The 13,464-nt window shown below is 66.1% G+C and carries 13 protein-coding genes; 3 read left to right on the top strand and 10 right to left on the bottom strand.

What is annotated here, in order from left to right; all coding sequences use genetic code 11:
• The first annotated feature begins 15 nt into the window (after positions 1 to 15).
• Positions 16 to 1,827 (top strand): aspartate--tRNA ligase, encoded by a 1,812-nt coding sequence (aspS, locus tag Q1K09_RS02685; RefSeq protein WP_300342991.1) that lies wholly within the window; start codon positions 16 to 18, stop codon positions 1,825 to 1,827.
• Here aspS and Q1K09_RS02690 read toward each other — a convergent pair.
• The gene (locus Q1K09_RS02690; protein WP_300342993.1) at positions 1,787 to 2,050 is read right to left on the bottom strand and encodes a hypothetical protein; all 264 of its coding nucleotides are present in this window, start codon (positions 2,048 to 2,050) and stop codon (positions 1,787 to 1,789) included. The genes aspS and Q1K09_RS02690 overlap by 41 nt on opposite strands.
• On the bottom strand, positions 2,047 to 2,526 hold the full coding sequence (dtd, locus tag Q1K09_RS02695; protein ID WP_300342994.1) for a D-aminoacyl-tRNA deacylase: 480 nt from the start codon (positions 2,524 to 2,526) through the stop codon (positions 2,047 to 2,049). The genes Q1K09_RS02690 and dtd overlap by 4 nt, the downstream gene beginning before the upstream one ends.
• 119 nt (positions 2,527 to 2,645) lie before the next feature.
• On the opposite strand from dtd, the gene Q1K09_RS02700 reads away from it, so the two are divergent.
• The gene (locus Q1K09_RS02700) at positions 2,646 to 4,019 is read left to right on the top strand and encodes a replication-associated recombination protein A (RefSeq protein WP_300342996.1); all 1,374 of its coding nucleotides are present in this window, start codon (positions 2,646 to 2,648) and stop codon (positions 4,017 to 4,019) included.
• 105 nt (positions 4,020 to 4,124) lie between these two features.
• On the opposite strand, the gene Q1K09_RS02705 is transcribed toward Q1K09_RS02700, so the two are convergent.
• The 4 genes from Q1K09_RS02705 to Q1K09_RS02720 are packed head-to-tail and all read right to left on the bottom strand — an operon-like array spanning position 4,125 to position 8,501.
• Positions 4,125 to 5,861 carry a cytochrome bc complex cytochrome b subunit gene (locus tag Q1K09_RS02705; RefSeq protein WP_300342997.1) on the bottom strand — a complete coding sequence of 579 codons (1,737 nt, stop codon included), beginning with the start codon at positions 5,859 to 5,861 and terminating at the stop codon, positions 4,125 to 4,127.
• Positions 5,858 to 6,937 (bottom strand): Rieske 2Fe-2S domain-containing protein, encoded by a 1,080-nt coding sequence (locus tag Q1K09_RS02710; protein ID WP_300342999.1) that lies wholly within the window; start codon positions 6,935 to 6,937, stop codon positions 5,858 to 5,860. Before Q1K09_RS02710 ends, Q1K09_RS02705 begins: the two co-directional genes overlap by 4 nt.
• A 60-nt stretch (positions 6,938 to 6,997) precedes the next feature.
• Positions 6,998 to 7,795, bottom strand: coding sequence for a c-type cytochrome (locus Q1K09_RS02715; protein WP_300343000.1), 798 nt, complete (start codon positions 7,793 to 7,795; stop codon positions 6,998 to 7,000).
• A 58-nt stretch (positions 7,796 to 7,853) separates the two neighbouring features.
• A complete protein-coding gene (locus Q1K09_RS02720) occupies positions 7,854 to 8,501 on the bottom strand; it encodes a cytochrome c oxidase subunit 3 (protein ID WP_300343002.1) in 648 nt (215 codons plus the stop codon).
• Positions 8,502 to 8,746: 245 nt separating this feature from the next.
• Between Q1K09_RS02720 and trpD the strand changes: the two genes are divergently transcribed.
• Positions 8,747 to 9,802 carry an anthranilate phosphoribosyltransferase gene (trpD, locus tag Q1K09_RS02725; protein ID WP_300343004.1) on the top strand — a complete coding sequence of 352 codons (1,056 nt, stop codon included), beginning with the start codon at positions 8,747 to 8,749 and terminating at the stop codon, positions 9,800 to 9,802.
• A gap of 18 nt (positions 9,803 to 9,820) precedes the next feature.
• Here trpD and def read toward each other — a convergent pair whose 3' ends face one another.
• The 4 genes from def to coxB form a co-directional block, all read right to left on the bottom strand.
• Entirely contained in the window at positions 9,821 to 10,414 is a 594-nt protein-coding gene (def, locus tag Q1K09_RS02730; protein WP_300343006.1) for a peptide deformylase, read from the bottom strand.
• Positions 10,415 to 10,498: 84 nt separating this feature from the next.
• Positions 10,499 to 10,903: a cytochrome c oxidase subunit 4 gene (locus tag Q1K09_RS02735; RefSeq protein ID WP_300343008.1), complete on the bottom strand. Its 405-nt coding sequence runs from the start codon at positions 10,901 to 10,903 to the stop codon at positions 10,499 to 10,501.
• A gap of 8 nt (positions 10,904 to 10,911) precedes the next feature.
• Positions 10,912 to 12,636 (bottom strand): cytochrome c oxidase subunit I, encoded by a 1,725-nt coding sequence (gene ctaD / locus Q1K09_RS02740; RefSeq protein WP_300343010.1) that lies wholly within the window; start codon positions 12,634 to 12,636, stop codon positions 10,912 to 10,914.
• Positions 12,637 to 12,638: 2 nt separating this feature from the next.
• Positions 12,639 to 13,457: a cytochrome c oxidase subunit II gene (coxB, locus tag Q1K09_RS02745; RefSeq protein ID WP_300343130.1), complete on the bottom strand. Its 819-nt coding sequence runs from the start codon at positions 13,455 to 13,457 to the stop codon at positions 12,639 to 12,641.
• Positions 13,458 to 13,464: the final 7 nt, after the last annotated feature.

Here is a 13,464-nt window from a genome sequence, read left to right on the forward strand (position 1 = left end):
CCTAGGAAGGACACAGTGCTCCGCACCCACACCACCGGCGAGATCAACGCCGGACTCATTGGCCAGACCGTCACCCTCACCGGCTGGGTGGCCCGCCGCCGCGACCACGGCGGGGTCGCCTTCCTGGATCTGCGTGATGCTGCGGGCATCGCCCAGGTGGTCGTCCGCGACGAGGCCGATTTCGATCCGCTGCGCAATGAGTTCGTCCTGAGGGTCACCGGCACAGTGGAGCGCCGTCCGGCCGGCAATGAGAACCCGAACCTGCCTTCGGGCGAGGTGGAGATCATCGTCGAGGAGCTGGAGGTGCTCAACACCGCCGCTCCGCTGCCCTTCCAGATCGATGAGCATGTTGAAGTCGGCGAGGAGGCCCGGCTGCGCCACCGCTATCTAGACCTGCGCCGCGAGGGGCCGGGACAGGCGATCCGGCTGCGTTCGGAGGCCAACCGGGTGGCCCGCGAGGTCCTGCATGCCGAAGGCTTCACTGAGGTGGAGACCCCCACCCTGACCCGCTCCACCCCGGAGGGAGCGCGTGACTTCCTGGTGCCTGCCCGCCTGGCCCCTGGCTCGTGGTACGCCCTGCCGCAGTCGCCCCAGCTGTTCAAGCAGCTGCTGCAGGTCGGCGGAGTGGAGAAGTACTACCAGATCGCCCGCTGCTACCGCGACGAGGACTTCCGCGCTGACCGGCAGCCAGAGTTCACCCAGCTGGACATTGAAGCCAGCTTCGTGGAGCAGCAGGACGTCATCGAGCTGGCTGAGCAGATCATCCGCCGGCTGTGGTCCCTGATCGGCGTCGAGATCCCACAGACCATCCCGCACATCACCTACCGGGAGGCGATGGCGAAGTACGGCTCCGATAAGCCGGACCTGCGCTTCGGCCTGGAGCTGACCGAGCTGACCGAATACTTCAAGGACACCCCTTTCCGGGTGTTCCAGGCCCCCTATGTGGGCGCGGTGGTCATGCCCGGCGGCGCGTCCCAGCCGCGGCGCACCTTGGACGCCTGGCAGGAGTGGGCCAAGCAGCGCGGCGCCAAAGGCCTGGCCTATGTGCTGGTCGGCGAGGACGGTGAGCTCGGCGGCCCGGTGGCCAAGAACCTCTCTGAGGCCGAGAAGGCCGGCCTGGCTGAAGCCGTGGGTGCCTCCCCCGGCGACTGCATCTTCTTCGCCGCCGGGGAGACCAAGGCCTCCCGGGCGCTGCTGGGTGCAGCCCGCAATGAGATCGCCGAGCGGGTGGGGCTGATCGAACCCGGCTCCTGGTCCTTCGTGTGGGTGGTGGATGCTCCCATGTTCGAGCCTGCCGCCGAAGCCAAGGCCTCCGGAGATGTGGCCGTGGGCGAGGGCGCCTGGACCGCGGTGCATCATGCCTTCACCGCGCCGAAGCCCGAGTTCGCCGAGACCTTCGACGCTGAGCCGGGCGAAGCTCTGGCCAATGCCTATGACCTGGTGTGCAACGGCAATGAGATCGCCGGCGGCTCACTGCGTGTCTACCGCCGGGACGTACAGGAGCGGATCTTCAAGGTCATGGGCATCTCCGAAGAGGAGGCCCAGGAGAAGTTCGGCTTCCTGCTGGATGCCTTCAAGTACGGCGCTCCCCCGCACGGCGGCATCGCCTTCGGCTGGGACCGCGTGATCGCACTGCTGGCCGGGGAGGAGTCGATCCGTGAGGTCATCGCGTTCCCGAAGACCGGCGGCGGCTTCGACCCGCTGACTGCCGCTCCGGCCCCGATCACTGCCGCCCAGCGCAAGGAAGCCGGCGTGGATGCCAAGCCTGAGCCGAAGCCGGGCGAGGCTAGGCAGGGCGCAGTGAAGCAGCCGGTCGACGAGTCCTGAGCCGGGCAGCGGGCGCGGCCCCGTCTTCGGCGGCGAGGAGCAGTCCGCGGCCGCGGATCGCCAGCAGAAGCACTGCCGCGCTCACCAAGGTCAGTCCGAGCATCGGGTAGATCATCGGCCCTGCTCCGCCCAGGCCGGGCAGCATGTGCGCCAGCATGCCCACGGTGAGCAGCGTGGCAGCTGCCGAGGCACCGACGGGGTTCCAGCCTGTGAATACCCTCACACCGAGCCTGACTCCCGCCGCGGGCGCTGCAGATCCTCGGTGTCGACGACCAGCGTGACTGGTCCGTCGTTGACCAGCTCGACCTCCATGTCCGCACCGAATCGGCCGGTGTGCACCCGGGCCCCGAGGCGGCGCAGCGCGGACACGAAGGATTCGTAGAGGGGTTCGCTCACCGGTCCCGGGGCCGCGCGGCTCCATGACGGACGGCGTCCGCGGCGGACGTCGGCATGCAGGGTGAACTGGCTGACCACCAGCAGCGGCGCCCCGGCCTGGGCGCATGACCGCTCCCCCGCCAGGATCCGCAGCCCAAAGATCTTGTCAGCCAGCAGCTCGGCCTCGGCGGTGGTGTCCTCATGGGTCACGCCGAGCAGCACGACCAGCCCCTCGCCGTCGAACCCGGTGCTCGTCGCGCTCGGGTCGTCGTCGCCGGTCAGCCGGACATGAGCACGCGAGACGCGTTGGATCACTGCACGCATGCTCCACATTCTGGCACGCGCCCGCGCGGCTGCCGACGGTGCCGACCCGGACGCCGTCGGTGCGCGGCACGCGATAGAGTCGAGGCCGACCGTTCGACGACATCTGTGAGGAGGCCGCGGTGACCGATCCGCTCGGCGGAGACCTGTTCTCCAGCGCGAAGTTCGAAGACCCCCAGGCCTCCGCACCGGGGCAGCGACGGCGGCACACTCCGCTTGCTGTGCGGATGCGGCCGCAGCGGCTGGATGAGATCGTCGGGCAGAAGCACCTGCTCAAGGACGGCTCGCCGCTGCGGGTGCTGGCCGAGGGCTCACGCGGCCCGGCCGGACCCTCCTCGGTGATCCTCTACGGTCCGCCCGGCACCGGGAAGACCACGATCGCACACGTCATCGCCCGCGGCGGCCAGCGAAAGTTTGTGGAGCTCTCCGCCATTCGTGCCGGCGTCAAGGATGTCCGTCAGGTGATGGACGCAGCGCTGAACGACCGTGACCTCCACGGGGTCACCACGGTGCTGTTCCTCGATGAGATCCACCGGTTCAACAAGGCCCAGCAGGACGCGCTGCTGCCCGGGGTGGAGAACGGCTGGGTGATTCTGGTGGCCGCCACCACGGAGAACCCCTCCTTCAGCGTGGTGGCTCCGCTGCTCTCCCGTTCGCTGCTGCTGACTCTGCACCCGCTGACCCGCGAGGATCTGGACGCTCTGGTTGACCGGGCGCTGCAGGAGCCCCGGGGCCTGAACGGACAGTACAGCCTGGATCAGAAGGCCCGCGACCATATTCTGCGGGTCTCCGGCGGCGATGCGCGCCGGGTTCTGACCACCTTGGAGGCTGCTGCCGCTGTGGCTGCCGGCCGGGAGGCCGCGGAGATTACCGCAGAGGACGCCGAGCAGGCGGCCGATTTCGCGGTGCAGCGCTATGACAAGGACGGCGACCAGCACTACGACATCATCTCCGCGTTCATCAAGTCGCTGCGCGGCTCGGATGTGGACGCTGCGCTGCACTATTTGGCGCGGATGATCGTGGCCGGCGAGGATCCCCGGTTCATCGCCCGCCGTCTGGTCATCGCCGCCGGTGAAGAGGTGGCCATGGCTGATCCCTCAGCCCTGCAGACGGCGATCGCCGCAGCCGATGCGGTCCAGCTGATCGGGATGCCGGAGGCCAGGATCCTGCTGGCCCAGGCCACCGTGCATATCGCCACCGCCCCGAAGTCCAACGCCTCCTACAAGGCGCTGGATGCTGCGATCGCGGACGTGCGGGCCGGCAAGGGTGGGCCCGTTCCGCCGCATCTGCGGGACGCGCATTACGCCGGCGCCCACCGATTGGGCCACGGGAAGGGCTACATCTACGCCCACGACGCCGCCAACCACGTCGCCGCGCAGCAGTACGCCCCTGACGACCTGGTGGGAACCGACTACTACTCCCCCACCACCAACGGGTATGAGCGCAGCGTCGCCGAGCGGGTGGAGCGGCTGCGCGCCATCATCCGCGGCCACTAGGCCCCGGCCCCGCCGCAGGGGCATCACGTGTCAGAAGGGCCCAAACTCCCGGCTCTGAAGGCGAGGTTTGGGCCCTTCCGGCACGTAACGTGCGGGGACGGCGGATCAGTGCCGGCCGGAGTGGCCTGCGGTGATCTGCTCCTGCGACTGGGCTGCCTCCAGCCCGGTGGCGCCGTCGTGGTGCCCGTTGTGCTCCAGGGCCTCCAGATACTCCTGGCGGGACACCGGCTCCACACGGTCCTCGAAGAACATGCGGTTCAGCGCGGCACGGAACTTCTCCACCCGTGTGACCTTGCCCTTGGCGTTGGGCCGCGGACCGGACGGTGCCGGAGCCTCGTAGGAGACCAGGGTCCACAGTTCGTACTCGCTGGGCAGCTTGTGCCGCTCGTGGAATCCGCCGTCGGGGCTGACCTCGATGATGCCGGCTTCGTGGCCGTGCAGGGCGATCTCCCGGTCCTTGCGCTGCAGGGCCAGGCAGATCCGCTTGGTCAGGATGTAGGCGATCACCGGGCCGACGAAGATCAGCACGCGCGACCAGTAGGTGATGTCGTTCAGCGACAGCTGGAAGTGCGTGGCGATCAGGTCATTGGAGCCCATGCCCCACATGATGCAGTAGAAGGTCACCGTGGCCGCGCCGACGGCAGTGCGGGTGGGCGCGTTGCGCGGGCGGTCCAGCAGATGGTGCTCCTTCTTGTCGCCGGTGATCCAGGCCTCGATCCAGGGCCAGATGAACATGCCCAGGAACATCACCGCGATCGGGATCATCGGCACCAGCACGGGGGTGGCCACTGAGTTGCCGCCCCACGGGGTGGGGATGACGAACTCCAGCGGGATCGGTCCCAGCCAGCCGGGCATCAGGCGCAGCACGCCTTCGAAGGGCCCGATGTACCAGTCCGGCTGGGCCCCGGCCTGCACAGGCGACGGGTCGTAGGGGCCGTAGTTCCACAGCGCGTTGATCTGGAAGGTGCCCGAGATCAGGCACAGGATGCCCAGCACGATGAAGAAGAAGCCGCCGGCCTTGGCCGCATACACCGGACCCACCGGGTAGCCGACCACATTGCGCTCAGTCCGGCCCGGACCGGGGTACTGAGTGTGCTTGTGCACGACCACCATGAACAGGTGGATCGCGATGAGGATGAGGATCATCCCCGGGATGATGAAGATGTGCAGGGTGTAGAGGCGCGGAATCACCTCATCACCGGGGAACTCACCGCCGAAGAGGAAGAAGGAGAGGTAGGTGCCCACCACCGGGATGGCCTTCATCATGCCGTCGATGATGCGCAGGCCGTTGCCGGAGAGCACCTCATCCGGCAGCGAGTAGCCGGTGAAGCCGGCACCCAGGCCCAGGATCAGCAGTGCGCAGCCGACCACCCAGTTCAGCTCACGCGGCTTGCGGAAGGCGCCGGTGAAGAACACACGGAGCATGTGCACGCTCATCGCCAGGATGAACAGCAGCGCGCCCCAGTGGTGCAGCTGGCGCATGAACAGTCCGCCGCGCACATCGAAGCTCAGCTCCAGGGCGGTGGCGTAGGCGGTGGACATGTCCACCCCCTGCAGCGGGGCGTAGGACCCGGAGTAGCGGGTGGTGGCCATCGAGGGGTCGAACCAGAACGTCAGGAACGCGCCGGAGAGCACCACGATGATGAAGCTGTAGAGCGCCACCTCGCCGAACATGAACGACCAGTGATCCGGGAAGACCTTCCGGCCGAACTCCCGGACGATACCGGTGCCGCCGACCCGCTGGTCCACGTAGTTGGCGATGCGTCCGGTGCGCGTCCTGGGCTGGTACTGATCGGCCTCGAGGTACTGAGCCTCGGTGTAGTTCTTATCAGCGGCGCTCATGCGTTGCCACGCTCCCAGTAAGTCGGGCCGACAGGTTCAGTGAAGTCGCTGCGTGCCACGAGGAAGCCCTCGTCGTCGACGGTGATCGGCAGCTGCGGCAGCGGCCGGCCGGCGGGTCCGAAGACCACCTTGAACTCCTGTGCGGCGTCGAAGGTGGACTGGTGGCACGGGCAGAGCAGGTGGTGGGTGTGCCGCTCATAGAGAGCCACCGGGCATCCCACGTGGGTGCACACCTTGGAGCAGGCGATGATGCCTTGATAGGTCCAGTCCTCACGGCCCGGGCTGGTGTGCTCAAAGTCTTCGGGATTCATCCGCATCAGCAGCACCACGGCCTTGGCCTTCTCAGAGAGCCGCTCACCGTGGCTGGAGATCTCCCGCAGGTTCTCCGGGATCACGTGCATGGCTGAACCCACCGTCAGGTCCGAGGCCCGGATCGGGGTGCCTGTGGGGTCGCGGACCAGCCGCACGCCCTCATCCCAGATGGTGTGGCGCATCCGCTCGGGGCTGAACTCCTCGCCGTAAGCACGGTCCAGGTCGCGGAACATCACCACGGCCGGCAGCGGAGCCAGCAGAGCCGCTGCGATGAGCGTATTGCGCAGCAGCGGACGGCGCTTGATCTGGGTCTCTTCCACGATCTCGCCCATCATCTGAGCCGCCTCAGCACGCTCAGCCTCGGCGCGCAGCGGCTTGCGGGGCTCGACGATTTCGTGGTCGGGCATGAGCGTCTTCGCCCAATGCACCACACCCAGGCCGATGCCGAGCATGGCAAAGGCCGAGCCGACGCCCAGCAGAGTGTTCTGGATGCGCAGCCACTGCATGTGGTCGAAGTACTCGCCGAACTCTTCGCTGGTGCGGCCGATCGCGAAGTACCCGACCATGAAGACGATGGTGCCGATGATCGAGATGATGAACAGCGTGGCGACCTGCCGCTCGCTGCGCTTGGCGGCCTTCTCGTCCACATCCGACAGCCGCGGGCGGTGCGGCGGCAGCCCAGGGCTGTCGATGGCGTAGGTGCCTGACTCCCCCTCGCCGGCTGTGACGACGGCGCCCGATTCGCCGTTACCGTGCTCGGCCATATGGTTTCTGTCCTTTGCTGTGTCTGAAGTGCGGTATGGGTGCGTGTGTGGGGTGCGGAGCTAGGAGGACCGGGAGGTCAGCCAGACCATCGACCCGATGAGCAGGGCCAGTCCCAGCGTCCAGATGAGCAGCCCCTCAGAGACTGGTCCCAGGAATCCCAGTGAGAAGCCGCCGGGAGTGCCCTGGTTCTCGTAGGTCTTCAGGAAGGCGATGATGTCGCGCTTATCCTCCGGAGGAATGTTGGCGTCATTGAACACCGGCATGTTCTGCGGTCCGGTGGTCATCGCCTCATAGATGTGGCGCTCCTCCACCCCGTGCAGCGAAGGTGCGAACTTTCCCTCAGTCAGGGCGCCGCCCGCGCCGGCAGCGTTGTGGCACATGGCGCAGTTGATGCGGAACAGCTCGCCGCCGCGGGAGGGGTCGCCCTGGTCGACGTCGAGGTACTCATCCTCCGGAACGGCGGGGCCGGTGCCGAGGGAGGCCACATAGGCGGCCAGCTGGGCGGTCTGCTCCTCGTTGAACTGCGGCGGCTTCTGCTGGGCCTGCGGTCCCTGCATCTGCATAGGCATCCGGCCGGTGCCGACCTGGAAGTCCACCGAGGCTGCGCCGACGCCCACCAGAGACGGTCCGGCGTCGGTGCCCTCAGCGTTCATGCCGTGGCAGGTGGCGCAGTTGGCTACGAACAGTCGCTCGCCCTCCTCCACCTGCTCAGAGGTGTAGCCTTCCGGCAGGTTGGAGGCTTGAGCCTCATTGACCGTGGTCGCAGCGGCGTAGAGCCCGCCGGTGAGCAGCAGCCCCAGAAGGAGCAGCGCCACAAAGGCGAACGGATGGCGGCGCTTCTGCGTCAGTGCCTTCACTTAGCCGGTGTCCTTTTCTTCTCAGATGCGGTTCTTAAGCGTGTGGGGTGCTTCTTCGTCATACGAACTGCGGCAGCAGGTACACCACCGCGAACAGGGCGATCCACACTACGTCGACGAAGTGCCAGTAGTAGGAGATCACCACGGCGGCGTGGGCCTCCTTGGCGGTGAACTTCACGCTGAAGTAGGCACGGACGATGACGTAGAGGAAGGCGAAGAGGCCGCCGATGACGTGGAGGCCGTGGAAGCCGGTGGTGATGTAGAACGCCGAGCCGAAGGCGTTGGTCTGGATGGAGACCCCGTGGGAGACCAGCTCAGCGAACTCGAAGGACTGTCCCGCGATGAAGATGGCACCCATCAGGTAGGAGAGGATGTACCACTCCACCATGCCCCAGTTCTTCACCTGCAGCAGGCCCCCGGTGCGCCGAGGCTGGTGGCGCTCCGCGGCGAAGACGCCGAATTGCGCGGTCACCGAGCTGGCCACCAGGATCACCGTGATGATTCCTGCCAGGACCAGGTCCAGACGGGCGCTGTACTCGGCCCACATCTCAGCCTGCGTGGAGCGCAGCGTGAAGAACATGGCGAACAGGCCGGCGAAGAACATCAGCTCGCTGGTGAGCCACACCATGGTGCCCACGGACACCATATTCGGGCGGTTCGGCAGCGCGCGCGCCGGAACGTTGGGAGCTTGGGTTGCAGACGTCACAGAGACATTATGTCCTGAAAATGATCCGCTTTGCCATCGGCCAGCCGGGTGTGGCGAGGGCCTGCATCCTTGTGATGGCGCTGTTTTCCGCGTCATCTCTGGGATCGGCTCACGGTGGGCGTGACGAAAGTTGCATGAATATTTCTACACATCGTCGAAAAACGTCCTCTCAGGTGCTCCCCGCGCCCTGGTGGCTCTCAGGCACCGACTCCGACGGCGCGGGGGTTGGCGTCTACAGTGGAGCCATGAGCGCAGCAGAGCACAGCACCGAGATGTCATGGCCTGATCTCCTGGAACGGCTGCTCAGCGGGGAGTCGATCTCCGCCGGTGCGGCCTCGTGGGCCATGTCGCAGCTGATGAGCGGTGAGCTCTCCGACGCTCAGGTGGCCGGGTTCCTGGTGGCCCTGCGCGCCAAGGGAGAGACAGCCCAGGAGCTGCTGGGGCTCTCCGAGGCGATGATGGCAAAGGCCGAGCCGATCACCATAACCGGCCCTGCGGTGGACATTGTGGGCACCGGCGGCGACCGGCTGGGCACGGTCAATATCTCGACTATGAGTTCGCTGGTGGCCGTGGGAGCCGGAGCCAGGGTGGTCAAGCACGGCAATCGCGGCGCCTCCACCACTGCCGGGGCCGCCGATGTGATCGAGGCCCTGGGCGTGGACCTCCGGCTCACCCCCGAGCGTGTCGCCGCGGCAGCGCAGCAGGTGGGTATCACCTTTCTGTTTGCCCAGCAGTTTCATCCGGCGATGCGTCACGTCATGCCGGCCCGGCGCCAGCTGGCGGTGCGGACCGTGTTCAATTTCCTGGGTCCGCTGTCCAATCCGTCGCGTCCTGAGGCGCAGGCGATCGGCTGCGCCTCTGCGGAATTGGCTCCGCGCATCGCGGAGACGCTGGCGGCCCGGGGCACCCGCGGGCTGGTCTTCCGCGGACAGGACGGCCGTGACAAGATCACCACCTCATCGGCGACCGACCTCTGGGAGGTGCGCGACGGGGACGTGACGCACTGCAAGCTCACCCCGGAGGATCTGGGGGTGCGCCGCTGCCGGGTGGAGGACCTCCGCGGCGGCTCCGCGCAGCACAACGCCGGAGTGGTCCGGGCTCTGCTTGCCGGTGAGGAGGGCCCGGTGCGCGAGGCGGTGGTGGTCAATGCCGCTGCAGGACTGACGGCCTTGGATCCTCAGGCCCCCGGTGATGTGCTGTCTCGGCTCAGGGCCAATATGGAGCGCGCTGCTGAGTCCATCGACTCCGGGGCCGCTGCTGAGGTGCTCCGCCGCTGGGTGGAGTTCAGCACGGCGGGCTGAGGTGACCTGCGGGGCGGCTCAGTCCGCGTCGTCCTCATGGCCGAAGGGGTCGGGGTCCACCCCGGGCAGCCAGCTGTGTCCGGGCTCGTTCCAGCCTTCGCGCTTGACGATCTTCTTCCAGCGCTTGGCGTACCGGTCTGCCAGGCGGTTGACGTAGAGATAGCCGTCCAGGTGGTCGTATTCGTGCTGCATGATGCGCGCAAACCAGCCGCGGGCTTCGAACTGAACCGGTTCGCCATCGGCGTTGAGACCAGTGATCTCGATGTGGTCGCTGCGTTTGAGGGGGAAGCTGTAGCCGGGAGCTGAGAGGCAGCCCTCCACCTCCTGCTCCGGGTCAGGAAGCTCCTGGGAGACTCTGCCGATCAGCCGCAGCCGCGGGTTGATGATGACTCCCCGATTCGGCACGGCCCCGGTATCACCCGAGTACTTCCAGGTGAAGATCCGCAGGCCCACGCCGATCTGCGGGGCCGCCAGCCCGACGCCGTTGGACGCTTCGAGCGTCTCCTCCATATCCACCAGCAGCTCGCGGATGGATTCGTCGATGCTCTCCACCTCGGCGGCGCGGCGGTGCAGAACCGGCTCGCCATGGATGACGATGGGACGTACGGCCATTCAGGTGATCCTCTCTGGACACGGCAATGCCCGCCGCAGAACCTGCTGCGACGGGCCGCCGTCTATGACACTGTGCGGCAGCAGTCAGTGGGCGTAGGTCTTGCGGTTGCCCTCCAAGGCCCATCCGCTGATGAAGAAGACGACGGGGATCAGGGCGATGAACACCACCCACCAGTCGATGGCCAGACCGAAGACCGCGAAGGCAAGTGAGAAGCCCAGGCCCAGCGGCCACCAGCTCCAGGGGTAGAACTCGCCGTAGTTGCCGGTCATGTCTGAGATATCGCCCTCGGGGTTGTCCCCGTCCATGGCCTCTTTGGCGTTCTTATCGGTGGCTCGGAGGTAGAACCACAGCATGAAGCCCAGTCCTGCGGCCAGCAGCAGCAGGGGGAAACCCGCCAGTTCGTCGAATCCGGTGACGAAACCGTAGATGAAGGCAACGACCAGGAAGAAGACGCCGATGACGCCGAAGATTCCAACATTGGTTTTCATAGCGCTCCCTAGATTCCTGCCTTGTCCTTCTGGTCTGCCGGCCCGAACACCTTCCCTGCAGGGGTGTGCAGGCTGTGGCGCTCAGAGAGCTCCGGATGGTGCAGATCCAGGGCCGGACGCTCGGAACGGATTCGCGGCAGCGAATGGAAGTTGTGCCGCGGGGGCGGGCAGCTGGTGGCCCACTCCAAGGATCCGCCGAAGCCCCACGGGTCGTCGACGAGGACCTTCTTGCCCTTGCGGTGGGTGACCCACACGTTCCAGAAGAACGGGATGAGCGAGGCGCCGAGCACCATGGAGAACACGGTGGAGAACTGGTTCATCCCGGTGAAGCCGTCCTCGACCAGGTAGTCGGCATAGCGCCGCGGCATGCCCATCACTCCGAGCCAGTGCTGGACCATGAACGTGCCGTGGAAGCCGATGAACAGCATCCAGAAGTTGATCTTTCCCAGCCGCTCGTTCAGCATCTTCCCGGTCCACTTCGGCCACCAGAAGTAGAAGCCTGCGAACATGGCGAACACCACGGTGCCGAAGACCACGTAGTGGAAGTGGGCGACGACGAAGTAGGTGTCTGAGACGTGGAAGTCCAGCGGCGGAGAGGCCAGGATGATGCCGGTCAGACCGCCGAACAGGAAGGTCACCAAGAAGCCCAGGCTCCACAGCATAGGGGTCTCGAAGGTGATCGATCCGCGCCACATGGTGCCGATCCAGTTGAAGAACTTCACGCCGGTGGGAACGGCGATCAGCATGGTCATCAGCGCGAAGAACGGCAGCATCACCGCTCCGGTGACGTACATGTGGTGGGCCCAGACGGTCACCGACAGGGCCGCGATGGCAATGGTCGCGTAAACCAGTCCCTTGTACCCGAAGATCGGTTTGCGGCTGAACACCGGGATGATCTCGGAGACGATGCCGAAGAACGGCAGGGCGATGATGTAGACCTCCGGGTGGCCGAAGAACCAGAAGAGGTGCTGCCAGAGGATCGCTCCGCCGGACTCCGGGTCGAAGATATGTCCGCCGAGCCGGCGATCCATGGCCAGGCCGAACAGAGCCGCGGCCAGCGGCGGGAAGGCCATCAGCACCAGAATCGAGGTCACCAGGGTGTTCCAGGTGAAGATCGGCATCCGCCACATAGTCATGCCCGGGGCGCGCATGCAGATGATGGTGGTGATGAAGTTCACGCCGCCGAAGATTGTGCCGAAGCCGGTCAGCGCCAGTCCCAGCACCCACAGGTCCCCACCGACGCCCGGGGTATAGGTGGTGTCGGACAGCGGCGCATAGGCGAACCACCCGAAGGAGGCCGCGCCCTGCGGGGTGAGGAAGCCGGCCATAGCCACCAGCGAGCCGAAGAGGAACAGCCAGAACGCCAGCGCGTTCAGACGCGGGAACGCCACATCGGGAGCGCCGATCTGCAGCGGCATGATCACATTGGCGAAGCCGGCGAACAGCGGGGTGGCGAACATCAGCAGCATCACCGTTCCGTGCATGGTGAACAGCTGGTTGTACTGCTCCTTGGTCTGCAGGAACTGCATTCCGGGCTCGAAGAGCTCGGCACGGATGATCAGTGCCATCACACCGCCGAGGCAGAAGAACAGGAAGGAGGTGATCAGGTACATGTACCCGATCGTCTTGTGGTCAGTGGTGCTGAGCCAGTTGACCACGATCCGTCCCTTGGAGACCGGGACGCTGCGGCTGGCCTCGCGTGAGGAGTCGGAGGAGTATTCCATCGTGGACATGGTCAGCTATCCCCTCTGGTCAGGGTCTGTTGGTCTTGCAGGTTGGGATTGCGATTGTACTCATCGCCCAGGTGTCCCTCATCGAGGGTCTCCAGATAGTCGACGAACTCGTCGGCCTCGACCACTTCGACGTTGAACAGCATCTCTGAGTGGTACTCACCGCAGAGCTCGGCGCACTTGCCGTCGAAGCTGCCGGTCTCCTGGGGGTTGAGGTAGATGTAGTTGGTCCGGCCGGGAACCAAATCCCGCTTCTGCAGGAAGGCCGGCACCCAGAAGGAGTGGATGACGTCGCGGGACTTCAGCTCGAAGGTGATGTCGTGATCCACGGGCAGGTAGATGGTCGGCAGAGTGTCACGCACGCCCTCCTCGCCGGTGAGGTGGCCCTGAGTGCTGGTGTCGTGCACCTCGTATTCGGTGCCGTCCTCCGCCGTGTAGGTGTAGTTCCAGTCCCAGGCCCACTGCTTGCCGTAGACCTCGATGGTCATATCGGGCTCTTCGTACGGCTCGTCGACGGAGCGCTGCACCTGGTCGGTGTAGAAGAAGAGCACTGCCACCATCACCAGCGGAACAATGGTGTACATGATCTCCAGCGGCACGTTATAGGCCAGCTGACGGGGATAGCCGGTCTCCCCCTTGCGCCGGCGGTAGGCGACCATGCACCAGAGCATCAGGCCCCAGGTGATGAGTCCGACGACCAGCGCTGCGATCCAGGAGTTGACCCACAGGTCGGTCAGCTCCGCAGTGTTGGTGGTCGTGTCCCGCTCGCCGGGAAGCCAGCCCCGCCGCGCGGGGTGGTCTTCTGCACAGGCAGTGAGCACCATCAGCGCC

It is taken from the genome of Nesterenkonia sp., assembly GCF_029265375.1.
Classification (GTDB): domain Bacteria; phylum Actinomycetota; class Actinomycetes; order Actinomycetales; family Micrococcaceae; genus Nesterenkonia.